Source organism: Pseudomonas sp. MT92, assembly GCF_058792515.1.
Map to the genome: position 1 here is coordinate 409,326 of NZ_JBXAFA010000001.1, position 26,246 is coordinate 435,571.

Annotated in this window: 24 protein-coding genes; 12 read left to right on the forward strand and 12 right to left on the reverse strand. The window is 60.4% G+C overall.

What is annotated here, in order from left to right:
* Window positions 1-27: 27 nt before the first annotated feature.
* Window positions 28-1,209 carry a murein transglycosylase A gene (mltA, locus tag AC1Q6D_RS01960; RefSeq protein WP_103402766.1) on the reverse strand — a complete coding sequence of 394 codons (1,182 nt, stop codon included), beginning with the start codon at window positions 1,207-1,209 and terminating at the stop codon, window positions 28-30.
* A gap of 129 nt (window positions 1,210-1,338) precedes the next feature.
* Between mltA and AC1Q6D_RS01965 the strand changes: the two genes are divergently transcribed.
* Window positions 1,339-1,788: a c-type cytochrome gene (locus tag AC1Q6D_RS01965; RefSeq protein WP_103402765.1), complete on the forward strand. Its 450-nt coding sequence runs from the start codon at window positions 1,339-1,341 to the stop codon at window positions 1,786-1,788.
* A 130-nt stretch (window positions 1,789-1,918) separates the two neighbouring features.
* Here AC1Q6D_RS01965 and AC1Q6D_RS01970 read toward each other — a convergent pair whose 3' ends face one another.
* The 5 genes from AC1Q6D_RS01970 to AC1Q6D_RS01990 all read right to left on the reverse strand — a co-directional run bounded on the left by AC1Q6D_RS01970 (window position 1,919) and on the right by AC1Q6D_RS01990 (window position 6,777).
* Window positions 1,919-2,314, reverse strand: coding sequence for a DUF1090 domain-containing protein (locus AC1Q6D_RS01970; RefSeq protein ID WP_090466632.1), 396 nt, complete (start codon window positions 2,312-2,314; stop codon window positions 1,919-1,921).
* Window positions 2,315-2,413: 99 nt separating this feature from the next.
* Window positions 2,414-4,093: an NAD-dependent DNA ligase LigB gene (gene ligB / locus AC1Q6D_RS01975; protein WP_103402764.1), complete on the reverse strand. Its 1,680-nt coding sequence runs from the start codon at window positions 4,091-4,093 to the stop codon at window positions 2,414-2,416.
* Between the two features lie 244 nt (window positions 4,094-4,337).
* Window positions 4,338-5,528 (reverse strand): methionine adenosyltransferase, encoded by a 1,191-nt coding sequence (gene metK / locus AC1Q6D_RS01980; protein WP_103402763.1) that lies wholly within the window; start codon window positions 5,526-5,528, stop codon window positions 4,338-4,340.
* Between the two features lie 19 nt (window positions 5,529-5,547).
* On the reverse strand, window positions 5,548-6,543 hold the full coding sequence (locus AC1Q6D_RS01985; protein ID WP_103402762.1) for an ArsR/SmtB family transcription factor: 996 nt from the start codon (window positions 6,541-6,543) through the stop codon (window positions 5,548-5,550).
* A 12-nt stretch (window positions 6,544-6,555) separates the two neighbouring features.
* The gene (locus AC1Q6D_RS01990) at window positions 6,556-6,777 is read right to left on the reverse strand and encodes a hypothetical protein (protein ID WP_146041450.1); all 222 of its coding nucleotides are present in this window, start codon (window positions 6,775-6,777) and stop codon (window positions 6,556-6,558) included.
* A 39-nt stretch (window positions 6,778-6,816) separates the two neighbouring features.
* Here AC1Q6D_RS01990 and tkt point away from each other — a divergent pair, with 39 nt between their 5' ends.
* From tkt to AC1Q6D_RS02025, 7 genes are all read left to right on the forward strand, one after another.
* Window positions 6,817-8,814 carry a transketolase gene (gene tkt, locus AC1Q6D_RS01995; protein ID WP_047534409.1) on the forward strand — a complete coding sequence of 666 codons (1,998 nt, stop codon included), beginning with the start codon at window positions 6,817-6,819 and terminating at the stop codon, window positions 8,812-8,814.
* A gap of 203 nt (window positions 8,815-9,017) precedes the next feature.
* Window positions 9,018-10,082 (forward strand): erythrose-4-phosphate dehydrogenase, encoded by a 1,065-nt coding sequence (gene epd / locus AC1Q6D_RS02000; protein ID WP_090466638.1) that lies wholly within the window; start codon window positions 9,018-9,020, stop codon window positions 10,080-10,082.
* A 17-nt stretch (window positions 10,083-10,099) separates the two neighbouring features.
* Window positions 10,100-11,263 carry a phosphoglycerate kinase gene (locus AC1Q6D_RS02005; RefSeq protein WP_103402760.1) on the forward strand — a complete coding sequence of 388 codons (1,164 nt, stop codon included), beginning with the start codon at window positions 10,100-10,102 and terminating at the stop codon, window positions 11,261-11,263.
* Between the two features lie 35 nt (window positions 11,264-11,298).
* The gene (locus tag AC1Q6D_RS02010) at window positions 11,299-11,520 is read left to right on the forward strand and encodes a hypothetical protein (protein WP_103402759.1); all 222 of its coding nucleotides are present in this window, start codon (window positions 11,299-11,301) and stop codon (window positions 11,518-11,520) included.
* A gap of 56 nt (window positions 11,521-11,576) precedes the next feature.
* The gene (locus AC1Q6D_RS02015; RefSeq protein ID WP_047534398.1) at window positions 11,577-11,909 is read left to right on the forward strand and encodes an MliC family protein; all 333 of its coding nucleotides are present in this window, start codon (window positions 11,577-11,579) and stop codon (window positions 11,907-11,909) included.
* A 255-nt stretch (window positions 11,910-12,164) separates the two neighbouring features.
* The gene (gene fba, locus AC1Q6D_RS02020) at window positions 12,165-13,229 is read left to right on the forward strand and encodes a class II fructose-bisphosphate aldolase (protein WP_019694035.1); all 1,065 of its coding nucleotides are present in this window, start codon (window positions 12,165-12,167) and stop codon (window positions 13,227-13,229) included.
* Window positions 13,230-13,465: 236 nt separating this feature from the next.
* Window positions 13,466-13,882, forward strand: coding sequence for a hypothetical protein (locus AC1Q6D_RS02025; RefSeq protein ID WP_103402758.1), 417 nt, complete (start codon window positions 13,466-13,468; stop codon window positions 13,880-13,882).
* Window positions 13,883-13,977: 95 nt separating this feature from the next.
* On the opposite strand, the gene AC1Q6D_RS02030 is transcribed toward AC1Q6D_RS02025, so the two are convergent.
* The gene (locus AC1Q6D_RS02030; protein ID WP_103402757.1) at window positions 13,978-14,646 is read right to left on the reverse strand and encodes a polysaccharide lyase family 7 protein; all 669 of its coding nucleotides are present in this window, start codon (window positions 14,644-14,646) and stop codon (window positions 13,978-13,980) included.
* A gap of 322 nt (window positions 14,647-14,968) precedes the next feature.
* On the opposite strand from AC1Q6D_RS02030, the gene AC1Q6D_RS02035 reads away from it, so the two are divergent.
* The 3 genes from AC1Q6D_RS02035 to AC1Q6D_RS02045 are packed head-to-tail and all read left to right on the forward strand — an operon-like array spanning window position 14,969 to window position 17,943.
* Entirely contained in the window at window positions 14,969-17,092 is a 2,124-nt protein-coding gene (locus tag AC1Q6D_RS02035) for a putative bifunctional diguanylate cyclase/phosphodiesterase (RefSeq protein WP_103402756.1), read from the forward strand.
* Window positions 17,093-17,137: 45 nt separating this feature from the next.
* Entirely contained in the window at window positions 17,138-17,629 is a 492-nt protein-coding gene (locus tag AC1Q6D_RS02040; protein ID WP_047534383.1) for a M48 metallopeptidase family protein, read from the forward strand.
* Window positions 17,630-17,646: 17 nt separating this feature from the next.
* The gene (locus AC1Q6D_RS02045; protein ID WP_007894945.1) at window positions 17,647-17,943 is read left to right on the forward strand and encodes a winged helix-turn-helix domain-containing protein; all 297 of its coding nucleotides are present in this window, start codon (window positions 17,647-17,649) and stop codon (window positions 17,941-17,943) included.
* 106 nt (window positions 17,944-18,049) lie between these two features.
* Here the strand turns inward: AC1Q6D_RS02045 and AC1Q6D_RS02050 are convergent, their stop codons facing one another.
* A complete protein-coding gene (locus tag AC1Q6D_RS02050; RefSeq protein ID WP_047534377.1) occupies window positions 18,050-18,502 on the reverse strand; it encodes a GNAT family N-acetyltransferase in 453 nt (150 codons plus the stop codon).
* Window positions 18,503-18,757: 255 nt separating this feature from the next.
* Here AC1Q6D_RS02050 and AC1Q6D_RS02055 point away from each other — a divergent pair, with 255 nt between their 5' ends.
* The gene (locus AC1Q6D_RS02055; RefSeq protein ID WP_103402755.1) at window positions 18,758-19,495 is read left to right on the forward strand and encodes a substrate-binding periplasmic protein; all 738 of its coding nucleotides are present in this window, start codon (window positions 18,758-18,760) and stop codon (window positions 19,493-19,495) included.
* Between the two features lie 27 nt (window positions 19,496-19,522).
* On the opposite strand, the gene yccS is transcribed toward AC1Q6D_RS02055, so the two are convergent.
* From yccS to mdtD, 4 genes are all read right to left on the reverse strand, one after another.
* Window positions 19,523-21,706 carry a YccS family putative transporter gene (gene yccS, locus AC1Q6D_RS02060; protein ID WP_103402754.1) on the reverse strand — a complete coding sequence of 728 codons (2,184 nt, stop codon included), beginning with the start codon at window positions 21,704-21,706 and terminating at the stop codon, window positions 19,523-19,525.
* A gap of 252 nt (window positions 21,707-21,958) precedes the next feature.
* Window positions 21,959-23,137, reverse strand: a complete 1,179-nt coding sequence (locus AC1Q6D_RS02065) for a BaiN/RdsA family NAD(P)/FAD-dependent oxidoreductase (protein WP_103402753.1) — start codon at window positions 23,135-23,137, stop codon at window positions 21,959-21,961.
* 156 nt (window positions 23,138-23,293) lie between these two features.
* The gene (gene dbpA, locus AC1Q6D_RS02070) at window positions 23,294-24,631 is read right to left on the reverse strand and encodes an ATP-dependent RNA helicase DbpA (protein ID WP_256590107.1); all 1,338 of its coding nucleotides are present in this window, start codon (window positions 24,629-24,631) and stop codon (window positions 23,294-23,296) included.
* Between the two features lie 105 nt (window positions 24,632-24,736).
* Window positions 24,737-26,164: a multidrug transporter subunit MdtD gene (gene mdtD, locus AC1Q6D_RS02075; protein ID WP_103402751.1), complete on the reverse strand. Its 1,428-nt coding sequence runs from the start codon at window positions 26,162-26,164 to the stop codon at window positions 24,737-24,739.
* Window positions 26,165-26,246: the final 82 nt, after the last annotated feature.

Here is a 26,246-nt window from a genome sequence, read left to right on the forward strand (position 1 = left end):
AAAGCTTTCTAACGGGCAGCGCCGGTCTCAGGGTTTAGTTTTTTCTGCATCAGCCACCTGCGGTACTTGTGGCAGTGCCGCCCCTTTGGGCCACAGCATCCAGATCTGCCCCTGCTGCTTCATGTCCCCGGCCAATTGCCCGGCGGCCTCGCCCGTGCCCCAGAACAAGTCCGCACGCACTTCGCCGGCAATCGCGCCGCCGGTGTCCTGTGCCGCCACGGGGCGAACCAGCGCCGTACCGTCCGGCTTGGTGGTGGACAACCACAACAGGCTGCCCAGCGGAATCACTTTGCGATCCACCGCTGCGCTGTAACCCGCCGTCAGCGGTACGTTCAGTGAGCCGCGAGGGCCTTCGTTGCTGTCGGGATTACGGGTGAAAAACACGTAGCTGGGGTTGCTGCCCAGCAGTTCCGGAATGCGCGTCGGATTCGCCTTGGCCCATGTGCTGATCGCACCCATGGTCACGTCTTCTTTCTTCAATTCGCCTTGCTCGACCAGCCAGCGACCGATGGGCCGATACGGGTGGCCGTTCTGATCGGCATAGGCGATGCGCAACTGGCGGCCACTGTCGAGCTGGATACGGCCCGATCCCTGGATTTGCAGGAATTGCAGGTTCATCGGGTCGGTCAGCCAGGCCACCACCGGTGCCTTGACCCCCTTGCTCTCGATGGTGGCGGCATCGTCATAGGGTTTGAGCACGCGACCTTCGAGCCGGCCCCGCAGGCGTTTGCCTTTGAGTTCCGGATAAATGCTGTCCAGAGCGACGATGATCATGTCTTCAGGCACGCCATACACCGGGATGTTCGCCGTTGCGGTCTGGGTCAGGCTGCCGGGGTACACCGGTTCGTAGTAGCCGGTGATCAGGCCGTTGGGGTTATCGTTGGCGGCGCGCAGGCCGTAGACATCAAGGTTCTGCTTGAGAAAACCACGAATCTCGCTGGCGGTCTGCGGGACGTTGGCCGCCGCTGTGCAGGTCGTGCCCCAGACCGGGTCAGCCTTCAGTCGGTTGCAAGCGCTGCGCCACGAGCCGAAACCGGCGACAAGGTCGTTATCCGACACCGCCGGCAGCGCTTCCCACGTGGCACTGGAGTAGGTGGCCAGGGCGTGGGTTTTCGGTTTGTTGTCACCACCGGTGCAGCCTGCGAGCAGGGCCACCATCGGCAGGGTCCAGGCCAGGCTGTGACGCCACGCCTTGAAACGGCTGTTCATGGAGTAATTTCCTTTGCCGGTTGCCTGAGTGCTCCATGCGCTCAGGCAACCCTTATTGATAATAGGGCTATTGGTGTTTGCTGTTGACGCGAGGATACTGGCCGCCGTTTCCAGTGACTTGAAGCCACCATGACTCTTAAAAGACTTTCTGTTGTATTGCTGGCCTGCCTGACGTTGACCGCTTGCGGCGGTGTCGATCCCAACTCGCCGCTCGGTCAGCGCAAGGCTATTTTCAAGCAGATGCTCAAGACCGGCGAAGACCTGGGCGGCATGTTGCGTGGCCGGATTCCGTTCGATGGCCAGAAATTCGCGGACGGTGCGGTGAAGCTCGACGCGTTGTCCCATGAGCCGTGGAAGCATTTTCCTCAAGTGCGCGGAGAAGATCACACCAGCGCCAAAAGCGATGTCTGGGAGCAGCAGGCACGCTTTCAGGGCATGGCCCGCGACCTTGAAACGGCGACCGGTGAACTGGTGATCGCCAGTCAGGTTCAGCCCTACAAGGCTGGCAACCTGGGGCCGGCGGTGCAGAAGGTCGAAGACGCCTGTAGCGCGTGTCATAAAGCGTTTCGGGATCATTGATCGGCGGTACCCGGTCTGACGTCTTCGCGAGCAGGCTCGCTCCTACAGATGAATGTGGACAACTGTGGGAGCGAGCCTGCTCGCGAAGGCCGATTTGGCAACACCAGAGATTCCAGATCGTTATCCGTTCTTACTTATCCAGCTCATCCAGTGCGTCCTGCAACTCCTTGCGGGACTCGGCGAGTTTGTCCTTGCGCTTGTTGATCTTGTCGGCATCGCCTTTCTTCATGGCCTTGTCGAGGTCGGCCTGACGCTTGCTGACTTCATGCTTGGCGTCGAGGACCCGGTTTTCCCGTTCCTTTTTCAATGAGGCATCGGTGCAATGTTCGGTGACTTCGCTCAAGGCTTTTTCCAGGCCGGCCTGCTGGTCCGCATTGCCGTGGGATTTGGCCAGTTCGATCTGATTGATGATGCCTTGCTTCTTGGCGGCGCAACCGGTCAGCTCCGGTGCCTCTTCGGCGGCCATCAGCGGGGCGGCCAACACGCTGCAGAGGGTCAACAGGGCGAGCGGTGAAAGAAATTTCATAAAAGCTCCAGGTGAAAAGGCAATCGGGTCGACGCAGCGATGGCTTGTTTGAGCTCATCGGTACCACAGGGTTCCCGCACGGGCGGGTTTCTGCGGCCATTAAAAGCCGTCGATCCCCACCCCACGTAAAGTTTCACTCAGGGCCAGCACCTGCGGGTCGCGGAAAAATGCGCTCAATTGCGCCGCGCGTCCCGGGCCGATCCCGGCCTCGGCCTGCCATTGCTCGGTGTCTCGTTGAGCCAGTTCCTGCCAGGAACCGGCAAGGTTTGCCTGGCCTGTCGGCGGCAAGCCCAGTGCTTTCAGCCAGCGTACAAAAGGGCGTTGCCGGGCACTGTTGAAACTGTCCACGAGACGAGCGGCACTGCGCTCGCCGAAACCGTCAATGTTAGCAAGCTCTTGAGCATCGAGGGTCAACCAATCCAACAGGTTGTTCAGACGGCCTGTTGCAAGCAGTTTTTCCCAGGTGCCGGGGCCGACTTGGGGCAAGGACAGGCCCTGCTTGCCACTGAGCCAGGACAGGCGCGCGAGAAACTGGCTTTCGCAGCCCGGCGTCGGTTGCCAGCAACTGAGTGGATGAAAGTCTTCTACCGCCGGCACCCTCAATTCGGGTCGTACGGTGCTGCGCAACACAACACCATCCAGCCTCGGAATGGTCAAGCCCGCGAGGCTGATGGCGACCTGGTCGCCCGGGCGAATATCCAGGGTTTGCCAGCGTTGCAGGGAACCCACGCTGACGCGTTTGATTTGCCGGTCATCGAGTGTCACCGGTGTCAGTTCCAGCAGGGGAGTGATGCGCCCGGTCCGGCCAATCTTGAAGTGAACCTTGCGCACTTCGGCCAGGGCCTGGGCGAAGGGGTATTTCCAGGCGGCGATCCAATACGGCGGTTTGGCCTGCCAGCGTTCGGCAGGCGGGCGCTGTTCCTGACGCAGGACGATGCCATCACTGGCAAAGGGCAGGGGCGAGCGGTACCAGTGATCACGCCAGCGCTCGGCGTCGGCAAAACCACCAATCGGCTGGCTGTAGGCGGCGGTATCCGGGAAGCCCAGCGCATTCAGGGCCGCATGGCGGGCGAGCAATGTCGCGGGGCCCTGTGGCCAGTCCCAGACAAACAGGCCGATACCCGCCGCCTGTCCGGCATCCAGCACCTTGCGGGTCATCAGGCCGGCCACCGTGGTGCGGGCGTTGAGGCTGCCGGCTTGAGCTTGTACGTGGTCGGTCAGGCGCCAGTAGAGTTCGCCTTGCACCAGCAAATCCCGTGCTTGCGACAGTTGTCCGGGAATGGCCGGGATCTGGCGTGCCGGGGCCGTCCAGTCCTGGCCACTTACGCCGTCGCCGCGACTGATGGCCTTTACCAGCAGGCCATTGCGATACACCAGGGTGACCGCCACGCCGTCGACTTTGGGTTGAACCCAGACATCGGAGCGGCCGCGCAGCCAATGCTCGACGGCGCGGGCGTCGCGCAGTTTTTCCAGGCCAGTGTGGACGACGGGGTGGGGAACCGTGCCCCGCGCGGTGCGCAGTGGTTCTGTGGATGAACCGGGCTTGAAGCAGTGGCGCCACTCGGTGAGGCGTGCCAGGGACTGGTCATACAGCTCGTCGGCGACCAGCGAGCGACCCTGGCGGTGATAGTGATCGTCCCAGCGATCGATTTGCTTTTGCAGGGCGGTGACTTCGATCAAGGCCCGTTCAGCAGGCCAGTCGGGGCATTGCTCTGCATGGGCGTTCAGGCAGGAGAAAATCAGCAGACAGGTGAAAGACAGGCGCAGGTTGCGGAACATCGTGAGCGTCCTTGCTCATGGGGGTGTTTGAAAGCTAGGTCATTAATGGTAGGTGCGAGGAGCGGGAGTTTTTCCGGGTATTTCTGCTGGCGGTGCCGGCCTCTTCGCGGGCAAGTCCGCTCCCGCAGGGTTCGACGGTGTACGCAGAATATGCGCCCCCTAATCCTTGAGGGAGCAAGCGAGAAACCAAAAAAAGCCCCGCACGGCGAACCGTGCAGGGCTTTTGGGTACCGCGGGGGAAGGCTTACAGGCCGGCAGCAGAACGCAGTGCGTCGGCGCGGTCGGTTTTTTCCCAGGTGAATGTGGTGAAGGTGTCGTCGCCCACAGTCTTGGTCGCCGGGGTACGACCGAAGTGGCCGTATGCAGCGGTTTCCTGGTACATCGGGTGCAGCAGGTCGAGCATCTTGGTGATGGCGTATGGGCGCAGGTCGAAGACTTCGCGGACCAGTTTGACGATTTTTTCGTCGCTGATCTTGCCGGTGCCGAAGGTGTTCAACGAGATCGAAGTCGGCTGAGCGACGCCGATGGCGTAGGAAACCTGGATCTCGCAGCGCTCGGCCAGGCCGGCAGCGACGATATTCTTGGCGACATAACGGCCGGCGTAGGCTGCCGAACGGTCAACCTTCGATGGATCCTTGCCGGAGAACGCGCCACCGCCGTGACGGGCCATGCCGCCGTAGCTGTCAACGATGATCTTGCGACCGGTCAGGCCGCAGTCGCCCACCGGGCCACCGATGATGAACTGGCCAGTCGGGTTGATGTGGAACTGGGTGTCCTTGGACAGCAGTTCGGCAGGCAGCACGTGCTTGACGATCAGCTCCATCACGCCTTCGCGCAGGTCGTTGTACGACACTTCCGGGTTGTGCTGGGTCGACAGAACAACGGCGTCGATGCCGACCACCTTGCCGTTTTCGTAACGGCAGGTCACTTGCGACTTGGCGTCCGGGCGCAGCCAAGGCAGCAGGCCGGATTTACGGGCTTCAGCCTGACGCTGCACGAGTTGGTGCGAGAAGGTGATCGGTGCAGGCATCAGCACGTCGGTTTCGTTGCTGGCGTAGCCGAACATCAGGCCCTGGTCGCCGGCGCCTTGATCTTCAGGCTTGGCACGGTCAACGCCCTGGTTGATGTCAGGGGACTGCTTGCCGATGATGTTCATCACGCCGCAGGTCGCGCCGTCGAAGCCGACGTTGGAGCTGGTGTAGCCGATGTCGATGATCACGTCACGGACGATCTGCTCCAGGTCAACCCAGGCCGAGGTGGTGACTTCGCCGGCGATGATCGCCACGCCCGTTTTCACCAGAGTCTCGCACGCCACACGGGCGAACTTGTCTTCAGCAATGATGGCGTCCAGCACCGCATCAGAAATCTGGTCGGCGATTTTGTCCGGATGCCCTTCAGACACGGACTCGGAGGTGAAAAGGGAGTATTCGCTCATCTCGATGTTTTCCTGATATTTACCGATGGTGAGTGTTGCCAGCCGGCCGCTGAAAATGGCGGACCTGGATCTGGAAACCATTACGTAAGCCTACATAGAGGCTTTCCCCGGGAACGAGTCCCGCAGCGGTGGCCCAACGGGCCAGATCGTCCTGTTCAAACCCCAACCAGAGATCACCGCAGGCCTCCCTGGCCCAACTCTGGTTATGGCTACATAACTCTGTCACTAACAGGCTACCGCCTGGTTTCAGCAAGTCGGCCATGCGCTTGAGTGCTTCGGCCGGCGCGGCGAAATGGTGCAACACCATGTTCAATACAACGCAATTTGCCGTCAGGCTGACGCCGTTCAATGCATCGGCCAGTTGCAAGGTAACGTTAGCCAGCGCATCGCGTTCGCAAACCTGGCGAGCCAGTTCAAGCATCGCCGGGCTGTTGTCCAGCGCGGTGACCTGTGTGAAGCGGCGCGCCAGTTCCGGCAGAAACGCGCCGTCGCCGGGGCCGACTTCAATCGCCGAGGCGCCAGCGCCGAAGCTCAGTTTGTCGAGCAAGGCCACCACGCTTTCGCGGTACTGCGGCAGGCCGGCGATCAAATCTTGCTGGGCGCGAAATTTCTCCGCGACCCGTGAAAAAAAATCCTGGCTGGCCGCCGCCCGTTGCCCGTGGACCAGCGTGATCCGGGACTGCACATCGGCAGGCAAGGACAGGTTGTCCACTTCTTCGAGCAAGGCTGCGTGCAGCTTGCCACCCAGCAGTTCGGTATGGGGCAGGGCGCGACGGTAGAAAATCGCATTGCCTTCACGGCGGGTCGCCACCAGGTCGGCCTGGGCCAAGACCTTGAGGTGATGACTCATGCCTGACTGGCCGATGCCGAAGATCTGCGCCAGTTCCAGCACGCCAAACGAGTCGTTGGCCAGGGCGCGCAATACATTCAACCGCAGAGGATCGCCGCCAGCCTTGCACAGGGCTGCCAGCTCATCGCAATCGTCATGTTGAATGGAAGGCACGCGTAAATTCATAAGGCCGGCAGTCTAGACACGCGTCGGAAACACCGCAAGGGCAATATCAAAAAGTTTTGATATTGCTCGATGGATGGCACTTCTTACGAGGTGGTTAACTCTACAAACGAACAGCGGAAAGGTTTCATCAGGCGAAAGCGTCGCAATCCATGGGAAAAACGCCTCCAGATGACTATCTGTCATTGCCCCGAGGCGTCCGTGTGAGGGAAAATGCTCGCCTTTTTTCCGTTTCATTTTTATCACTCTCGATTCAGAACCCGCAGGAGATCAGCGATGCCCAGCCGTCGTGAGCGTGCCAACGCCATTCGTGCACTCAGCATGGATGCCGTGCAAAAAGCCAACAGCGGCCATCCCGGTGCCCCTATGGGTATGGCAGATATCGCCGAAGTGCTTTGGCGCGACTACCTCAAGCACAACCCGACCAATCCATCGTTCGCCGACCGTGACCGCTTCGTGCTGTCCAACGGTCATGGTTCGATGTTGATCTATTCGCTGCTGCACCTGACCGGCTACGACCTGTCGATCGACGACCTGAAGCAGTTCCGTCAACTGCACAGCCGCACCCCGGGCCACCCGGAATTCGGTTACACCCCGGGCGTCGAGACCACCACCGGTCCACTGGGCCAGGGCTTGGCCAACGCCGTGGGTTTTGCCCTGGCTGAAAAAGTCATGGCGGCCCAGTTCAACCGTCCAGGGCACAACATCGTCGACCACCACACCTACGTGTTCCTGGGTGATGGCTGCATGATGGAAGGCATTTCCCACGAAGTCGCTTCCCTGGCCGGTACCCTGGGCCTGGGCAAACTGATTGCCTTCTACGATGACAACGGCATTTCCATCGACGGCGAAGTCGAAGGCTGGTTCACCGACGACACGCCGAAGCGTTTCGAGGCCTACAACTGGCAAGTGATTCGCAATGTCGACGGTCACGACCCGGAAGAAATCAAGACCGCGATCGAGACGGCACGCAAGAGCCCGCTGCCGACCCTGATCTGCTGCAAGACCACCATCGGCTTCGGTTCGCCGAACAAGCAAGGCAAGGAAGACTGCCACGGCGCCCCGCTGGGTGACGCGGAAATCGCCCTGACCCGTGCGGCGCTGAAGTGGAACCACGGCCCGTTCGAAATCCCGGCCGACATCTACGCCGAGTGGGACGCCAAGGAAGCCGGCCGCGCCGTCGAAGCCGAGTGGGACCAGCGTTTCGCGGCCTATTCCGTTGCTTTCCCGACTGAAGCCAACGAACTGATCCGTCGCCTCAGCGGCGAACTGCCGGCAGACTTCAGCGAAAAGGCCGATGCCTACATCGCCGAAGTGGCCGCCAAAGGCGAAACCATCGCCAGCCGCAAGGCCAGCCAGAACGCGCTGAACGCTTTCGGTCCGCTGCTGCCTGAGTTCCTCGGCGGTTCGGCTGATCTGGCCGGTTCCAACCTGACCCTGTGGAAAGGCTGCAAGGGCGTCACGGCTGACGACGCCAGCGGCAACTACATGTACTACGGTGTGCGCGAATTCGGCATGACCGCCATCATGAACGGCGTTGCCCTGCATGGCGGCCTGGTGCCTTACGGCGCGACTTTCCTGATGTTCATGGAATATGCCCGCAATGCCGTGCGCATGTCGGCCCTGATGAAGCAGCGCGTGATCCATGTCTACACCCACGACTCCATCGGTCTGGGCGAAGACGGTCCGACTCACCAGCCAATCGAGCAACTGGCCAGCCTGCGCTGCACGCCGAACCTCGACACCTGGCGTCCAGCCGATGCCGTTGAATCGGCCGTGAGCTGGAAGTATGCACTGGAGCGTAAAGACGGTCCTTCGGCCCTGATCTTCTCGCGTCAGAACCTGCAACACCAAACCCGTTCTGCCCTGCAGATCGCCGACATCAGCCGCGGTGGCTACGTATTGAAGGACTGCGCGGGCGAGCCTGAGCTGATCCTGATCGCGACCGGTTCGGAAGTCGGCCTCGCCGTTCAGGCCTTCGACAAACTGACCGAGCAAGGTCGCAAGGTGCGTGTGGTTTCCATGCCGTGCACCAGCGTGTTCGATGCCCAGGATGCCGGTTACAAGCAGTCGGTTCTGCCATTGCAAGTCAGCGCCCGTATCGCCATCGAGGCCGCTCACGCGGACTACTGGTACAAATACGTCGGCCTGGAAGGTCGCGTGATCGGCATGACCACCTACGGCGAGTCGGCGCCTGCGCCTGCCTTGTTCGAAGAGTTCGGTTTCACCCTGGAAAACATCCTGGGTCAGGCTGAAGAACTGCTGGAAGACTAAACACGTCGCGGTGGTTTCAAGACCACCGCGATTCCCTGTAGGAGCGAGCCTGTCGAATCGTCGCACCGTCGCGATGGTCGTTAACGATAACGCTGGGTGTCTGAATGCCCGCGTTGTCTGGGCCACCATCGCGAGCAGGCTCGCTCCTACATGGGGCGTGTTGCACACAAGAATTTCGTCTGACTGCGTCTATCGAGAACCCCATGCCTCAACCGCGTCCCTACAAAGTTGCACTCAACGGCTACGGCCGGATTGGTCGTTGCGTCTTGCGTGCGTTGTTCGAGCGAGGCGAGAAGGCCGGGTTTGAAATTGTCGCGATCAACGATCTGGCCGACATGGCCAGCATCGAATACCTGACACGCTTCGACTCCACCCACGGGCGCTTTCCCGGCGAGGTGAAGGTCGACGGCGATTGTCTGCATATCAATGGCGACTGCGTGAAGGTCCTGCGCAGTGCCACCCCCGAAGGCATCGATTGGGCGTCCCTGGGCGTCGATCTGGTGCTGGAATGCTCCGGCGCCTACCACACCCGTGCAGACGGCCAGCGTTTCCTCGACGCCGGCGCCCCCCGGGTGCTGTTTTCCCAGCCGATGGCCAGCGAGTCGGATGTCGACGCCACCATCGTCTACGGCGTGAACCAGGATTGCCTGACCGGCGATGAATTGCTGGTGTCCAACGCGTCCTGCACCACCAACTGCGGCGTGCCGTTGTTGCGCCTGCTGGATCAGGCCATTGGTCTGGAGTATGTGTCGATTACCACCATTCACTCGGCGATGAACGATCAGCCGGTGATCGATGCGTACCACCATGAAGACCTGCGTCGCACCCGTTCGGCGTTTCAGTCGGTGATTCCGGTGTCCACTGGTCTGGCGCGCGGCATCGAACGCCTGTTGCCGGAACTTGCCGGGCGAATTCAGGCCAAAGCCGTACGTGTGCCAACGGTTAACGTGTCTTGCCTCGACATTACGATGCAGACCGTCAGCGATACCGACGCCGTGGAGGTCAACCGGATCTTGCGTGAGGCGGCCACCAGTGGCCCGCTCAAAGGTCTGTTGGCCTACACCGAGCTCCCCCATGCAAGCTGTGATTTCAATCATGACCCACATTCGGCCATCGTCGATGCCAGTCAGACCCGTGTTTCCGGCCCCCGGCTGGTCAACATCCTGGCCTGGTTCGACAACGAATGGGGTTTTGCCAACCGAATGCTGGATGTAGCAGAGCATTATCTGCAAACCGCTACTTCACTTTCTGTCTCTACAAAACAGTAACTCAGGAAATGCGACCCATGACCGTGTTGAAGATGTCCGACCTCGATCTGCAAGGTAAGCGCGTATTGATCCGCGAAGACCTCAACGTCCCAGTCAAGGACGGAGTTGTCACCAGCGACGCGCGAATCCTGGCTTCGCTGCCGACCATCAAGCTGGCCCTGGAAAAAGGCGCGGCCGTGATGGTTTGTTCGCACCTTGGCCGTCCGACCGAAGGCGAGTTCTCGGCCGAGAACAGCCTCAAGCCAGTCGCCGACTACCTGAGCAAGGCCCTGGGCCGTGAAGTGCCGCTGGTGGCTGACTACCTGGGCGGCGTCGACGTCAAGGCCGGCGACATCGTGCTGTTCGAAAACGTGCGCTTCAACAAGGGCGAGAAAAAGAACGCTGACGAACTGGCCAAGCAATACGCCGCCCTGTGCGACGTGTTCGTGATGGACGCCTTCGGCACTGCTCACCGTGCCGAGGGTTCGACCCACGGCGTGGCCAAGTTCGCCAAGATCGCTGCGGCAGGTCCCCTGCTGGCCGCCGAGCTGGACGCACTGGGCAAAGCCCTCGGCGCTCCGGCCAAGCCAATGGCCGCCATCGTCGCTGGCTCCAAGGTGTCGACCAAACTCGACGTACTGAACAGCTTGAGCCAGATCTGCGACCAGTTGATCGTCGGCGGCGGCATCGCCAACACCTTCCTCGCGGCTGCCGGTCATCCGGTCGGCAAATCCCTGTATGAGCCTGACCTGCTCGACACCGCCCGCGCCATCGCCGCCAAGGTCAGCGTACCGCTGCCGGTGGACGTGGTGGTGGCCAAGGAGTTCGCCGAAAGCGCCGAAGCTACCGTCAAACTGATCGCCGACGTCGCTGCCGACGACATGATCCTGGACATCGGCCCACAGACCGCAGCGAATTTCGCCGAACTGCTGAAGTCATCGAAAACCATCCTGTGGAACGGCCCGGTCGGCGTGTTCGAGTTCGATCAGTTCGGTAACGGCACCAAAGTGCTGGCCCAGGCCATCGCGGACAGTGCGGCGTTCTCGATCGCTGGCGGCGGCGACACCCTGGCGGCTATCGATAAGTATGGCGTTGCCGACCAAATCTCCTACATTTCTACCGGTGGCGGCGCGTTCCTCGAATTCGTCGAAGGCAAAGTGCTGCCAGCCGTTGAAGTCCTGGAAAGCCGGGCCAAGGCCTGAGGGTCGCCCGTTTGACCCGGCAAGGGAGTGTTCACATGGTCAAGACGCTAGCGCTGTTGATCGTCGCGGGCTCACTGGCGGCTTGCGGGAGTAACCCGAAAGCCACGCCTGACCCTGCGCCGGTTGCACCCCACAACGGCTGCTACCAGGCCGAGTGGCAGGCGGAGACCAATCCGGTGATCAACAAGCGTTCCGGGCCTGATGGCCTGGACAAGTACGAGACACAGACGCCCGCCAAGGAACGTGGTTGCCCTTGACGGGTCTGACTGATTACTCAGGGCTGGCGGCGTGTGCTGTCAGTCGAGGAGCACGGATGAAAGGTTTTATCGCCGTTGCGGCGTTGGCGTTGTTGGCGGGTTGCGCTCAGTTGAACCTGTTCCAGTCCTCCGCTCCTGTGGATAACTGGACCACCTGGACCTGCGACAGCCAGGCCAAAGTGCTTTGGCGCTACACCGACGACAGCCGCAAGGAAGTCGACGTGCGCCTGGGCGGTGCCGATCAGGTTTACCGCTTGAAGCAGGAGCCGGGTGCGTCAGGTTCGCTGTATAGCGACAACATGCTGGCGTTTCACATAAAAGGTGAGGAAGGCCTGGTCTACTGGGTCGCCACCAATGATTTGATTGGCCGTGGCTGTAAGGCGCAATAAACGGACTACGCCGTACCTGTAGGAGCGAGCTTGCTCGCGATGGTCGTTAACGATGACGCTGGGCGCCTGAATGCCCGCGTTGTCTGGGCCACCATCGCGAGCAAGCTCGCTCCCACAGAGGGCCGATGTTCTGGGATTGATGCAACACCGAATTCGCAGCCCGGAATTAACCCCCGATCTGCAATAACTTGAATAGCCGCCGCCGCTACGGCAGGCTGGCACGATTAACGACCCAATCCGGGAGAGACACACACAATGGCACTTATCAGCATGCGCCAGATGCTGGACCACGCAGCCGAGTTCGGCTACGGCGTTCCAGCCTTCAACGTCAACAACCTTGAACAGATGCGCGCCATCATGGAAGCCGCTGACAAGACTGACTCCCCGGTGATCGTCCAGGCCTCGGCCGGTGCTCGCAAATACGCTGGCGCGCCGTTCCTGCGTCACCTGATCCTGGCGGCAATCGAAGAATTCCCGCACATCCCGGTGTGCATGCACCAGGACCACGGCACCAGCCCTGACGTCTGCCAGCGTTCCATCCAGCTGGGCTTCAGCTCGGTGATGATGGACGGTTCCCTGGGCGAAGACGGCAAGACCCCGACCGACTACGACTACAACGTCCGTGTGACCCAACAAACCGTGGCCATGGCTCACGCCTGCGGCGTTTCGGTAGAAGGCGAGCTGGGCTGCCTGGGTTCGCTGGAAACCGGCATGGCCGGTGAAGAAGACGGCATCGGCGCCGAAGGCGTTCTGGATCACAGCCAGATGCTGACCGACCCGGAAGAAGCCGCTGACTTCGTCAAGCGCACCCAGGTCGATGCCCTGGCCATCGCCATCGGCACCAGCCACGGCGCCTACAAGTTCACCAAGCCACCTACCGGCGACGTGCTGGCGATCGACCGTATCAAGGAAATCCACAAGCGCATCCCGAACACTCACCTGGTGATGCACGGTTCGTCTTCGGTACCGCAAGAGTGGCTGGCGATCATCAACCAGTACGGCGGCGACATTAAAGAAACCTACGGCGTACCGGTTGAAGAAATCGTCGAAGGCATCAAGCACGGCGTGCGCAAGGTCAATATCGACACCGACCTGCGTCTGGCATCCACTGGCGCAATGCGTCGCCTGATGGCTACCAACCCGAGCGAATTCGACCCGCGTAAATTCTTCGGCGCCACCGTGACGGCCATGCGCGACGTGTGCATCGCTCGCTACGAAGCCTTCGGCACCGCGGGCAACGCTTCGAAGATCAAGCCGATCTCTCTGGAAGCGATGTTCCAGCGTTACCTCAAAGGTGAGTTGAACGCCAAGGTCAACTAAGCCTTCAGCGTTTGAGTTGCATGAGAAACCCGCCGAAAGGCGGGTTTTTTATGGGCAGGTTAAAAGTCAAAACTTGAATCTATTAATTTTATTAGTTGTAGGAAGAGTTACTCGATGAACAGGCATTTTTCCATTTGTTTTGGTTGCCTTTGACAGGGTGCAAGGGGTGAGCTAAATGAGTTTATCGATGGCTGGAGCGCCATCGATTTTTTCATTCATGGAAGAGGAACTTGAGCATGTTTTCTGGAAAAAATATCAAGCAACCAGGTCTTTACGTTTTATCGATGTTGTTCCTGGGGGCCAGCTCGGCCAGCGCCCATGCAGCCGACCACTATTTTACGGCTTCTATTGATAGCAAGGGTGCAGTGATTAGGCAGTCGCCCGAATGGATCCGTAGCGTGAAACATTATCCGCGGCCGGGGTATTTTTCTGAATATGAAATATCCCTCGAGGCTGGCGTATTTGAGCGAGCATCAGGGTTCTGCTCTGTATCTGTAACGGATGTTGAGTCATACGATGATTTGTTATTCGCTCAAGCCAAACTGGCCGGAACGCCGACGACACGCAAGTTGAAAGTGATCACCCAAGTATCAGGCAGTTCAGAAAAGGATGTGGGGACGTCCAAGAGTTTCATGCTGATGTGCGTTCGCTAGACTTCAGGACGAGCAAGTGATCCGGTGAGACTTCGGTCGCGCCGGGTCACTCTTTGACAGCCCGTCAGGTGCTTCGGGACTTGAAAGAAAAATAGTTATTTATCGTGATCGATATCCAGCTTGCTGAACGTCACCATGCCGCCCTCGCTGGTGTATCCGGTGTTGTCCTGCACATACACCCCGGCCTTGAAGTACAACGGTTTGTTGCGCCACGTCGCGCTGATATTGCTATCCCACTGGTAACCCGCCGCGCTGATGCCCAGTGCGCCGCCGGGACTGAGGTGGATGAGGTAGGAGAACTGCTGATTGAGTTTCACCCCGGTGGCGATGGTGATCACCCGGCCTTCGTCGTCGTCAGGGTGCATGCGCACTTTGGCGACGATGTTGCCGCTCAAGGTCTTGGTCTTGTACTGGTACTCGACCTTCACCAAGGGTTTCTGGCTTTCATAGGCATGGATCTGGCCAATCACGATCTTGCCCGAACTGGGTACCTGGTTCACCGCCAGGGTGGCGCGCAGGGAGTTGTCGGCGTCCGGGTAGTACCAGTTTTTCAGCGTGCCATTGCTGTAGGTTTCCCGCAGCTCGGTGCGTGGATAGATAGCATTTTCAGTGCGCGAGCCGGTCACCGGGGACCAGAAGAACAGTGTGCCGGTGTCGGAATGGAAGTATTGATCCTTGAAGCCGTTCACCAGTTTGGAGGTTTCAACGGTGTACGGCGGGCTGCCAACGGGAACGCTGAGGTTCCAGGTTGCGAGGTCGATCATAGTCAGAAACTTCCACGAATTTTGCTGCACGCGCGTGCCAATCGCTCTAGCACGCGCCTTTTGGGCGGCCTTTATAAGCGCAGAGGGCTTTTTTGTTAATGCCCGTCTGGCGGTTTGCTGGCGCCAACATCCTGTCGAAATGCCATCTATGCCGGTTTTGGCGGGCTACAGCGCCGACCGTTAGTCGGCAAATGTACGCTTCGGTTAAATGATGGCGCTCTGACACCTTCTGATTTCCCGGATCCGGGTCTAGAGTGAAGGCTTAGTATTTGTCCGGTTTTCAAAAGAACCCGGCCTGACGTCCCGAATATAGAGAAGCAGCATGGAATGCGCCCACCTCAAGCCAGCCGAAGGCAGCTCAACCTTATTAATCGTCGACGATTACCCTGAAAACCTGATCAGCCTGCGCGCGTTGTTGCAGCGCCAGGACTGGCAAGTCATCACAGCTGCATCGGGTTTCGAGGCCCTCGGCCTGTTGCTTGAACACGAAGTCGACCTGGTACTGCTGGATGTGCAGATGCCGGGCATGGATGGATTTGAAGTCGCGCGCCTGATGCGTGGCAGCCAACGAACCCGACTGACACCGATTATTTTTCTCACCGCCAACGAGCAGTCCCAGGATGCCGTGATCAAGGGCTATGCCAGTGGCGCGGTGGATTACCTGTTCAAGCCATTCGATCCGCAGATTCTCAAGCCCAAGGTTCAGGCGTTGCTGGAGCACCAGCGCAATCGCCGGGAGTTGCAGCGCCTGAGCCATGACCTGGAGGTCGCTCGCGCCTTCAATGCCTCGATATTGGATAACGCCGCCGAGGGCATTCTGGTGGTCGGCGACGATGGCCGGATCGGCTTTGCCAACCCGGCGATCTCGCGGCTGCTCAATGCACCGGTGCGAGAGCTGCAAGGCAGGGAGTTCCTGGATTTCCTGCAAAAACCGCATGTCCCGGTCTGGGCCGATTCGGATCTATTGGCCGGGTATAAGCGCGGCGAAACGTTACGCCTGCACGATGCGCTGTTGCGTACTGCGCCCGGTCAGCAGGTGTCGGTGGCGCTGTCCTGTGCGCCGTTGCCCGCCGAACAGCGGGCGATGGTAGTGACGATTCAGGATATGTCGGTGGTGCGTCACCTGCATCAGCAGCTGGAATCCCAGGCGGTCACCGATCCGTTGACCGGGCTGCTCAATCGGCGTGGTTTTTACCAGACCGTGGAAACCCTGCTGTTGCGCGGCGAACGCTCCGACAGTGCCTGGGTGCTGTTGTACCTGGACCTCGATGGCTTCAAGCGGGTCAACGATTTCCTTGGTCACGATGCCGGCGACCGGGTGCTGCGCTGGGTGTCCGAGCAACTGAAGGCCTGTCTGCGGCCCTTCGATATCCTGGCGCGCATGGGCGGCGACGAATTCACCGCCTTTCTGGACCTGGAGTTTCCGGAGCAAGCGGCCAAGATTGCGGAAAAACTGATTGAACGGGTTTCGATTTGCCAGCAAATCGACGGCCTGGATATCGCCCTGGGCGCGAGCATCGGTATCGCGACGTTCCCGGATTGCGGCGCCAATCTCGACGGTTTGTTGCGGGCCTCCGACATCGCCATGTACGAAGCCAAGCGCGCCGGACGTCAGCAGTATCGTTTTTACGATCATGAAATGAACGGCCGGGCACGCTCGCGGTTGATGCTCGAAGAAAGTGTGCGCACGGCCATCGAGAATCGCGATTTCAACCTGGTGTATCAACCCCAGGTGTCCATCGCCGACGGGCAGATTCGTGGCTTCGAGGCGTTGCTGCGCTGGCAGCACCCCAGCGTGGGCGATGTGCCGCCCGGGCTGTTTTTGCCGTTGCTGGAAGAGGCGCGGTTGATCAGCCGCCTGGGCAGCTGGATTTACCATCGCGGTGCCGCGCAGCGCAAAGCCTGGGAAGCGCTGTTTGCCGAGGATCTGGTGCTGGGCGTTAGTTTGAGCAGCACGCAATTCGCCATGCCTAACCTGGTCACCGAGCTGCGCCAGGTGCTGGATCGTCATGGCTTGCAGGCGCGTCATCTGGAAGTCGAGGTGACGGAAGCGGCCTTGATGCATCATCCCGAAGAGACCCGCAAACAGCTGCGGTTGCTGCGCAATCTTGGCGTCCGGGTCGCGCTGGATGATTTCGGTTCTGGCCCGTGTTCGCTGGCTCATTTGCGCGATCTGGAACTGGATACGCTCAAACTTGACCGCCATTTGATCGCGCGGCTACCGGACTCTTCGCGGGATGCGGCGCTGGTGCGCAGTGTCATCGAGCTGTGCAAGCAGTATGGGATGCTGGTGATTGCCGAAGGGGTGGAAACCATTGCGCAGTACAACTGGCTGCAAGCCAATGGTTGCGAGTATGTGCAGGGTTTTCTGGTGTCGCGTCCGATGATGGCCGAAGACACCGGCCACTTTGTGCAGCCGTTTGACTGGAGCGCGCTGACTCATTGAATTCGCTACACTGGCGACCTTTTCGTCACTTGTGTTGCCGCACCGATGACCGCGTTGAAATACCTCCAGGCTTACCCCGCCACGCTGCAGGACCAGGTACGGCAGTTGATCGCTGACGGTCGACTGGGCGATTACCTGAGCCAGCGTTACCCGCAAAAGCATGACGTGCAGAGCGATAAGGCGCTGTACACCTACGCGCTCGACCTCAAGCAGGAATACCTGCGCAATGCCCCGGCCATCGACAAGGTGTTGTTCGACAACCGTCTGGACCTGACGCACCGCGCGCTCGGTCTGCACACCACGATTTCCCGAGTGCAGGGTGGCAAGCTCAAGGCCAAGAAAGAAATTCGCATCGCCTCGCTGTTCAAGGAAGCGCCTTCCGAATTTCTGAAAATGATCGTGGTGCATGAGTTGGCGCACTTCAAAGAGTCCGATCACAACAAGGCGTTCTACAAACTGTGCGAACACATGCTGCCGGGCTATCACCAGGTGGAGTTCGATGTGCGGGTCTACCTGACCTGGCGGGATATGCAATAAAAGAAAAGGATCGTCAGATGGATGTCAGCAAGACCAAAAGCAGCTTCTACCGTCGCCTGTACGTGGCGTACTTGATCGACAGCGGGTTGGCCAGCAGCGTTCCTGCGTTGACCGAGGTGACCGGCATGCCTCGGCGTACGGCCCAGGACACCATCGCCGCATTGGCGGATCTGGATATCGTTTGCGAGTTCGAGCAGGAAGAAGGTGCACGCAACCACGCCGGGCGCTATCGGATTCGCGAGTGGGGAGCGATCGATCGGGGATGGATCGAGCGCAATTTGCGGCAGATCAAGGCCGTGCTGGAGTATCCCTGAGATATGTGGCGCCGGTGATGACGCCATCGCGGGCAAGCCACGCTCCCACAAGGTTTGTGTCGTTTGCTAAAAACCTGTGGGAGCTGGCTTGCCAGCGATGGGGCCCTTACTGACGACGCATGCCGATATGTGGAATGCCATCCTCGACGTATTCCTCACCGGCCACCACAAACCCGTACCGCCCGTAATACCCCTGCAAATGCGCCTGGGCCGAGAGGTAGATCGGGACGTCGGGCCAGTACTTTTCGGCCTGTTTCAGCGCCTGGGCCATCAGCTCATGACCCAGCCCGGTGCCTCGTGCGGCGGGGGCAATGACCACTCGCCCGATCACCACGTCGCCGCCCTGTTGCTCGGGGTCCAGCAGTCGCAGATAGGCCACCAGGCGATCGCCGTCCCACGCCATCAAATGGCAGGTGTCACCTTCCAGGTCCTGGCCATCAATATCCTGATAGACGCATTTCTGTTCGACGACAAAGACCTCGTCACGCAGTTGCAGAATGGCGTACAGCTGTTCCTTGCCCAGATCGCTGTGGTGTTTGCAGACCCAATCGATTGTCATGTCCTGATTCCCTGAAAACGTCCTCGGGATACTAAGCGTCCTGACGCTGGATGTCTTTATGGCGGAGAAAACTGTGATAAAGACCAAAATGCCATCATTCATTTTTCGCGCCACTGTCATCTTTGTGTAATCTGGGCTCAAGCGATGTGCAGTGGCTTCAATGAGCTAATGTTTAGTGCCTGGGTGTGCCGGTACGGGGCTTGGAGTTTGGCTGAAAAACACGTCGGGCGGCCCGCCCGCTAAGGATTTTCTAGCATGCCGCGATTGCATCGAGCCTTTGCCTTGATTGGATTGTTGTTGCTGATTCAAAGTGCAGCAGCCGAAAAGCTGCGCCTGGTGGCAGATGTCTGGCCACCGTTTACCGACGCCACGCTGGTCAATGGTGGGTTGGCTACCGATATTGTCAGCACCGCCCTGGCGCGTGCCGGCTATGCCAGTGATTTCGAGCAGGTGCCTTGGGCACGCGCACTGCTGGGCGTGGGCGAGGGTCGCTACGACGTGCTGGTCAACGCCTGGTACAACGACGAACGCACAAAGGTCGGCCAGTTCTCCGCCGGGTACCTGATCAATCGCATACGCTTCCTCAAGCGCAAGGACGCGCCAATCGAATTCAACGATCTGCAGCAACTGCACAGTTATCCGATTGCGGTCGTGCGTGGCTACGCCTATTCGGCGGCGTTCGATGAAGACGAATCACTGCAGAAGATCCCGGTGCACGGCTTTGCCATGGCCGTGCGCATGGTCGCCGCCGACAGGGTCAAGCTGACCCTGGAGGACGAGTACGTCGCCCGGTATTACCTGGCCCGTGAGTCGCCCAAGGTGCGCAATGCCGTGGAGTTTCTGCCCAAGTCCCTGAGCGAGAACAGCCTGCATATTCTGGTCAGCCTGAAGAACCCGCAGCATGAACAGATCGTTGCCGGTTTCGACCGCGAGATCGCGGCGATGAAGGCGGATGGGAGTTATGAGCGGTTGATGAAGCAGCATGGGATGTAGATGACGCCCGTCAGGACACCGCAGCCCTCAATTCTCGCTCGTATCCTTGATCAAATGGGCCGCCAGCGTCCGTAGTGGTCCCAGTTGCCGGCAGATCAATGCCAGTTGAGTCTGCACCAGCCGCTGGCCTTCATCGATTTCATCGGGCATCTGCTCAAGCTCATTGGCCAGCGCTTCTTCCTCATCGCTCTGAATGGCAATCGCCGATTTACTGGCAAGGCCCTGGGCGATTTCGTCGATGCTGGTGGCCAGTTTCACGCCGGCCCCTTCGATCAAATGCTCGCGCACATCTGCTGGCAACTGCGTTTCCCGGTGCGCCCCCAGGCCTGACAGATAGCTGAGCAAGGTGTGCGACAGCACCAGAAAACGGAAACCCACATCCGCTTCCTTACGGAAATACCCCGGTTCCATCAGCATGTTCGCCAACGTGGTCGACAGCGCAGCGTCGGCGTTGTGCGCGTTTCGCCGGGCCAGGCGATACGCCAGGTCGTCGCTTTTGCCGGCGGCGTATTGCTGCATGATCTGGCGCAGGTAAATGCTGTTGCAGGACAGGGTGTTGGCCAGCACTTTGTTCAGGCGCCGACCCTGCCAGTCCGGGAGGAACAGGAACACCGCGAGGCCGGCGATCAGGCCGCCGAGCAAGGTGTCGAACAGCCGTGGCAAAAACAATCCGTAGCCATCGCCCACCTGGTTGAAGCAGAACAGCACCATCAAGGTAATCGCCGCCGTGGCCACGGTGTAACGGGTGGTTCGATTGGTAAAGAACACCACTCCGGCGGCAATCGCGAAGCAGGACTGTATCAACGGATTGGGGAACAGGTCGAACAGCGCCCAGGCCAGGGTCAGGCCGATGGCGGTGCCGATGATCCGTTGACCGAGTTTGCGCCGGGTCGCGCCGTAGCTCTGTTGGCAGACAAAGAGCGTCGTCAGGATGATCCAGTAGCCCTGGGACGGGTGAATCAAATGCACCATCGCGTAGCCGATGCTCAAGGCCAGAGGCAAGCGCAGGGCGTGGCGGAACAGCAGGGACGTCGGGGTCAACTGCGTGCGCAGGCGCACCCAGACATCCTTGAGGTTACGTGGCGAGCGGTCGAGCAGGCTGCTGTCGGTGGCGTCGGCCAGGGCATCGGGGTTGCTCGCATCGCTGAGCAAGCGGTCGAGGGTGCCGAGGTTGGCTGCCAGTGCCCGCAACGAGCGCAACAAACCGCGCCAGGCCGGATTGCTCTGGATGCGCAGATGTTCGAGGGAGGCATGCAGGTCGCTCAGGGCTTCGGCGAAGCTGGCGTCATAGATGAACGGCTGGCGCATCTGGATCGACTCGGCCAGCGCCCGGCAGGCCTTGCCTTGCTGGCGCAGCAGGCGTTGGCAGCGGAACAGCACGTCGCTATGGAAGAACGCCTCGGCCAGCGCGTTATACGGGTAGTGCGAGGAGCTGGCGCGTTCGTGGATGTCCTGAGCGAGAAAGTACAGCTTCAGGTAGCGGCTGACTTTCGAGCCCGGCCGGCCGTTGCCGACCCGGTGCAGGATGATTTCCTTGGCGGCGTTCAGCGCGGCGACCACGCGACCGTTCTGCTGGGCCAGTTCCAGACGCCGTGCTTCCACGTCCATCTGACGGATCGGCTCGAACAGCGACGACTTCAACTTCAGGTAAAAACCCAATTCACGGAACAACCGCGCCAGACTTTGCTGCACCGGCTGGTTGGAAAACAGCGCCTGCCACAACACCGACAGAAAACCGTACCAGGCCGCGCCGGCTACCAGCAGCACGGGCTCGTGCCAGAAATCGGTCACCGCACCGCCGCGCTGGTCGACGCCAATCATGGTGTAGACCGACAGAATCAGCGTCGCCGAGGCAATTGCCCCGTAGCGTTCGCCCAGGGCACCAAGCATCGTCAGGCAGAACGCAGCCAGGGCGAAGGCAATGATGAAAATGATGGGGTAGGGGAACAGCAGTTCGACCGACAGCGCGGCGATCAGGAAACACACCAGCGTCACCGCCAGCGCGTTGAGACGGCCTTGCCAACTGTCGTCGGTTTCGGCCAGGGCGCTGGCAATAATCCCCAGGAACAGCGGGATCAGCAGCCCCATTTCATCCTGATACCAACACAGCGCCATGGTGCCGGTCAGGGCGATGAACACCCGCACGCTGTAACTGAATTTATCCAGCGCCCAAAGGCGACGCAGAGACTGACGAAACGAAGTCGATGACATGAAGTGCTAGGGCCTTCCGAGGCGATGACGCTAAATTGAGCCAGTAATGACGCCGATGCAATGGCGGCGATCACTTCTGATAGCAAAATCTGTTCCTTTGAGATCCTGTGCCGACCGCGATCTTTGAGATTGATAGAGAACCCTGTGGGCGCTGGCTTGCCAGCGATAGCGACCTGACAGTCAACAAAGATGTTGGATGTACCGGCCTAATCGCTGGCAAGCCAGCTCCCACAGGGATTGTATTGACATTGGTCAGACGTACTGCGCCGCCGCATAGCCCGACGCCCACGCCCACTGGAAGTTGAAACCACCCAGGTGCCCGGTCACGTCGAGCACTTCACCGATGAAGTACAGGCCAGGGCTTTTCAGCGATTCCATGGTCTTGGAGGACACCTCGTTGGTATCGACGCCACCCAGGGTCACTTCAGCGGTGCGGTAGCCTTCGGTGCCGGCCGGGACGATTTTCCAGCTCGCCAGTTTCTCGGCGATGGCGGCGATTTCCCCGTGGGTGTACTGCTTCATCGGTTTGGAGACGAACCAGTTGTCCGCCAGCAGGTTGGCCATCTTCTTGGTGAAGATTTCACCTAGCAGGGTTTTCAGCTCGCTGTTAGGGCGTTCGGCTTGCTGCTGTTGCAGCCAGGACGGCACGTCATGGTCGGGCATCAGGTTGATCTCGACCGTGTCGCCGGACTCCCAGAACGAGGAAATCTGCAGAATCGCCGGGCCGCTCAGGCCGCGGTGAGTGAACAGGATGTTCTCGCGGAAGCTCTGGTCATTGCAGCTCACCAGGCAATCGACCGAAGTGCCAGACAGCTCGGTGCACAATTCCTTGAGCTGATCGGTGATGGTGAACGGCACCAGCCCGGCGCGGGTCGGCAGCAGTTCGTGGCCGAACTGCCTGGCCACCTGATAGCCGAAACCGGTGGCACCCAGGGTCGGAATCGACAGGCCGCCGGTGGCGATCACCAGGGATTCGCACGTCACCTGGCCCAGCGTAGTGTCCAGCAGGTAGCCCTTTTCGAGTTTCTCGATGGTCTGGATCGAGGTGTCCAGGTGCAGGCTGACGCCGACCTGATCGCACTCGTTGAGCAGCATGTCGAGGATGTCGCTGGATTTGTTATCGCAGAACAACTGGCCGAGTTTTTTCTCGTGGTATGGCACACCGTGCTTGGCGACCATGCCGATGAAATCCCACTGGGTGTAGCGAGCCAGAGCGGATTTGCAGAAATGCGCGTTCTGCGAAAGGAAATTGCCGGGTTCTGTGTACATGTTGGTGAAATTACAGCGGCCACCGCCCGACATCAGGATTTTCTTGCCGGCCTTGTTCGCGTGGTCGAGCAGCAACACCTTGCGCCCGCGCCCGGCGGCCGTCAGCGCGCACATCAACCCTGCGGCGCCAGCGCCAATGATCACGACTTCGGTAGAGCGCAAAACGGTGTCCTCACACAAATTTCAGAGCGGTTTCGGTCCCTGTAGGAGCGAGCCAGCTCGCGATGGACGTCAACGATAACGCTGGCAACCTGGCTCACCACGGTGAGCCCGGATTTTTCGCGAGCAGGCTCGCTCCTACAGTGGAAAGCGGTGTTCTTACAGGATGCGCACGCGCAGCGAACGGCCCTTGATCTTGCCGTCGTTCAGGCGCTGCAGGGCTTGCTTGGCGATACCGCGTTCAACCGCTACATAGGCCTGGAAATCGAAGATTGCGATCTTGCCCACCTGAGCGCCGGGAATACCGGCATCGCCGGTCAGTGCCCCGAGAATGTCGCCCGGACGTACCTTGTCCTTGCGGCCGGCGCCGATGCACAGCGTGCTCATCTGCGGCAGCAGCGGACCACCGCCCTGGGACGTGAGGTTGTCCACCTGATCCCAGGTCAATGGCGATTGCTGCAACTGCTCGATGGCTTGGGCGCGTTGCGCTTCGGACGGTGCGACCAGGCTGATCGCCAGACCTTTCTCACCAGCGCGGCCGGTACGGCCAACACGGTGGATGTGGATTTCCGAGTCACGGGCCAGCTCGACGTTGATCACCATGTCCAGCGAGTCGATGTCCAGGCCGCGCGCGGCGACATCGGTGGCCACCAGTACCGAAGTACTGCGGTTGGCGAACATCGCCAGGACCTGGTCGCGATCACGCTGTTCCAGATCGCCGTGCAGGCCGACGGCGGAAATGCCTTTGGCGGTCAGGTGATCGACGGTTTCCTGAACCTGCTGCTTGGTGAAGCAGAACGCCACGCAGGACGCCGGCCGGAAGTGGCCCAGCACCTTGGTCACCGCGCTCATGCGCTCTTCCGGGGAGATTTCGTAGAAGCGCTGCTCGATCTGCGTGTCGTCGTGGAACGCCTCGGCCTTCACTTGCTGCGGGTTACGCATGAACTTGGCGGCCAACTGCTTGATGCCCACCGGATAGGTGGCGGAGAACAGCAGGGTCTGGCGACGTTCCGGAGCCTGCATGATGATTTCTTCGATGGAATCGTAGAAACCCATGTCGAGCATGCGGTCGGCTTCGTCGAGGATCAGGGTGTTCAGGCCGTGAAGCACCAGCGAACCTTTGCGCAGGTGCTGCTGAATGCGCCCCGGGGTGCCGACGATGATGTGCGCGCCGTGTTCCAGCGAAGCGATCTGCGGGCCGAGGGACACGCCACCGCACAGGGTCAGGACCTTGATGTTGTCTTCGGCACGGGCCAGGCGACGGATTTCCTTGGCGACCTGGTCAGCCAGCTCGCGGGTCGGGCACAGGATCAGTGCCTGGCAACCGAAGTAGCGCGGATTGATCGGGTTCAGCAGGCCGATACCGAAGGCTGCGGTCTTGCCGCTGCCGGTCTTGGCCTGGGCGATCAGGTCCATCCCCTTGAGGATCACCGGCAAGCTTTGTGCCTGGATCGGCGTCATCTGGGCATAACCGAGGGAGTCGAGGTTAGCCAGCATGGCGGCGGACAGCGGCAAAGTATTAAAAGCGGTGGCGATGGTGGTCACGGGACTGGCCTGCAAAACAAAATGTCGCGCAGTGTACCAGCCCAGTGGCCATTCGCCCTAAGGCTCTATGTGTTGTTCCGGACGTTTGACGCGCCGTCCGTCTTCCTTTGAGAGCTGCGAGAAGATGGTTGCAGCCAACATCGCCATGATGCCGACGGTCACAAAAGTCAGTTGGAACGCGCCGAGCACGGTTTCCACGCCATCATTTCCAACCTTCGCCGTGAACCCGCCAAGCAACGCACCGGCGCAGGCCACGCCCAGGCTCAGGGACAATTGCGCGACCACCGACAGCAGGCTGTTGCCGCTGCTGGCGCTGGCGTCATCGAGGTCGATCAGGGTCACGGTGTTCATGGCGGTGAACTGCAAGGAGTTGATCGCCCCCAGGATCGCCAGCAGGCACAGCAGCAGCCAGTACGGCGTCTGTTCGCTGACCAGGCCCATGCTCGCCAGCATGATGCCCAGCGCCAGGGTGTTGCCGGTCAACACGATGCGGTAGCCCAGGCGCTCGATCAACGGTCGCGCCAACCACTTGGCGATCATCGCCGCAGCCGCCAGCGGCAGCATGCTCATCCCGGCCTGGGACGGTGAATAGCCCAGCGCCACCTGCAGCAGCAACGGCACCAGAAACGGCAGGGCGCCGCTGCCCAGCCGGGCAAACAGGTTGCCGAGGATGCCGACCGCGAAGGTGCGGGTCTTGAACAGCGAAGGCGCGAACAGCGGGTTTTCGGTATGCCCCGCACGCAACCAGTACGCCGCCAGACACGCCAGGCCGCCGAACAGCAGCAACATCACCCGCAGGTGCGGCAGGTGCAGTTCCCCCAGGCCTTCCATGGCGATGGTGATCAGAATCATCGCCGCGCCGAACAGCAGGAAACCCAGGCTATCGAAACGGGTGCGCTCGGTGCCGCGCAGGTCCGGGATGAATTTCCAGACGGCGTAACAACCGATCAGCCCCACCGGCAGGTTGATCAGGAAGATCCAGTGCCACGTCAGGTATTCCACCATCCAGCCGCCCATGGTCGGGCCGATCAACGGGCCGAGCAGTCCGGGAATGGTGATAAAACCCATGATCCGCACCAGCTCTGAACGCGGATAGGCCCGCAGCACCACCAGCCGCCCGACCGGCAGCATCAGGGCACCGCCCAGGCCCTGGATGACCCGGGCGCCGATCAACAGGGTCAGGCTGGTCGACAGCGCGCACAGCAATGAGCCGATGCTGAACAGCAGGATCGCGCCGAAGAAGATTTTCCGGGTGCCGAAGCGATCGGCGATCCAGCCCGAAGCCGGGATCAGCAAGGCGACCGTGAGCATGTAGGCGATGATCACACCCTGCATGCGCAATGGGTCTTCCGCAAGGTCTGCGGCCATGGCCGGCAGGGCGGTGTTGAGGATCGTCCCGTCGAGGGACTGCATGAAGAAGGCAATGGCAACGACCCACGGCACCCAGCGGGCGGTGACAGGGTCGAGAGGCGGGCGGTTGGGCATGGGACCTCTTGTCAATGTGAGCTATCCACCATTCCTGTAGGAGCGAGCCTGCTCCGGGCGGCGTTCCGACGATGAACTCAAG

Bases quoted from the DNA above. Each gene is read 5' to 3' on its own strand.
- metK (WP_103402763.1), bottom strand. From the start codon at position 5,528: ATGAGCGAATACTCCCTTTTCACCTCCGAGTCCGTGTCTGAAGGGCAT.
- AC1Q6D_RS02050 (WP_047534377.1), bottom strand. From the start codon at position 18,502: ATGACAATCGATTGGGTCTGCAAACACCACAGCGATCTGGGCAAGGAA.
- fba (WP_019694035.1), top strand. From the start codon at position 12,165: ATGGCACTTATCAGCATGCGCCAGATGCTGGACCACGCAGCCGAGTTC.
- AC1Q6D_RS02035 (WP_103402756.1), top strand. From the start codon at position 14,969: ATGGAATGCGCCCACCTCAAGCCAGCCGAAGGCAGCTCAACCTTATTA.
- mdtD (WP_103402751.1), bottom strand. From the start codon at position 26,164: ATGCCCAACCGCCCGCCTCTCGACCCTGTCACCGCCCGCTGGGTGCCG.
- AC1Q6D_RS02010 (WP_103402759.1), top strand. From the start codon at position 11,299: ATGGTCAAGACGCTAGCGCTGTTGATCGTCGCGGGCTCACTGGCGGCT.
- AC1Q6D_RS02025 (WP_103402758.1), top strand. From the start codon at position 13,466: ATGTTTTCTGGAAAAAATATCAAGCAACCAGGTCTTTACGTTTTATCG.
- AC1Q6D_RS02045 (WP_007894945.1), top strand. From the start codon at position 17,647: ATGGATGTCAGCAAGACCAAAAGCAGCTTCTACCGTCGCCTGTACGTG.
- AC1Q6D_RS01970 (WP_090466632.1), bottom strand. From the start codon at position 2,314: ATGAAATTTCTTTCACCGCTCGCCCTGTTGACCCTCTGCAGCGTGTTG.
- AC1Q6D_RS02005 (WP_103402760.1), top strand. From the start codon at position 10,100: ATGACCGTGTTGAAGATGTCCGACCTCGATCTGCAAGGTAAGCGCGTA.
- ligB (WP_103402764.1), bottom strand. From the start codon at position 4,093: ATGTTCCGCAACCTGCGCCTGTCTTTCACCTGTCTGCTGATTTTCTCC.
- AC1Q6D_RS01985 (WP_103402762.1), bottom strand. From the start codon at position 6,543: ATGAATTTACGCGTGCCTTCCATTCAACATGACGATTGCGATGAGCTG.
- AC1Q6D_RS01990 (WP_146041450.1), bottom strand. From the start codon at position 6,777: ATGAAACGGAAAAAAGGCGAGCATTTTCCCTCACACGGACGCCTCGGG.
- AC1Q6D_RS02030 (WP_103402757.1), bottom strand. From the start codon at position 14,646: ATGATCGACCTCGCAACCTGGAACCTCAGCGTTCCCGTTGGCAGCCCG.
- AC1Q6D_RS02015 (WP_047534398.1), top strand. From the start codon at position 11,577: ATGAAAGGTTTTATCGCCGTTGCGGCGTTGGCGTTGTTGGCGGGTTGC.
- AC1Q6D_RS01965 (WP_103402765.1), top strand. From the start codon at position 1,339: ATGACTCTTAAAAGACTTTCTGTTGTATTGCTGGCCTGCCTGACGTTG.
- AC1Q6D_RS02040 (WP_047534383.1), top strand. From the start codon at position 17,138: ATGACCGCGTTGAAATACCTCCAGGCTTACCCCGCCACGCTGCAGGAC.
- mltA (WP_103402766.1), bottom strand. From the start codon at position 1,209: ATGAACAGCCGTTTCAAGGCGTGGCGTCACAGCCTGGCCTGGACCCTG.
- tkt (WP_047534409.1), top strand. From the start codon at position 6,817: ATGCCCAGCCGTCGTGAGCGTGCCAACGCCATTCGTGCACTCAGCATG.
- dbpA (WP_256590107.1), bottom strand. From the start codon at position 24,631: ATGCTGGCTAACCTCGACTCCCTCGGTTATGCCCAGATGACGCCGATC.
- epd (WP_090466638.1), top strand. From the start codon at position 9,018: ATGCCTCAACCGCGTCCCTACAAAGTTGCACTCAACGGCTACGGCCGG.
- AC1Q6D_RS02055 (WP_103402755.1), top strand. From the start codon at position 18,758: ATGCCGCGATTGCATCGAGCCTTTGCCTTGATTGGATTGTTGTTGCTG.
- yccS (WP_103402754.1), bottom strand. From the start codon at position 21,706: ATGTCATCGACTTCGTTTCGTCAGTCTCTGCGTCGCCTTTGGGCGCTG.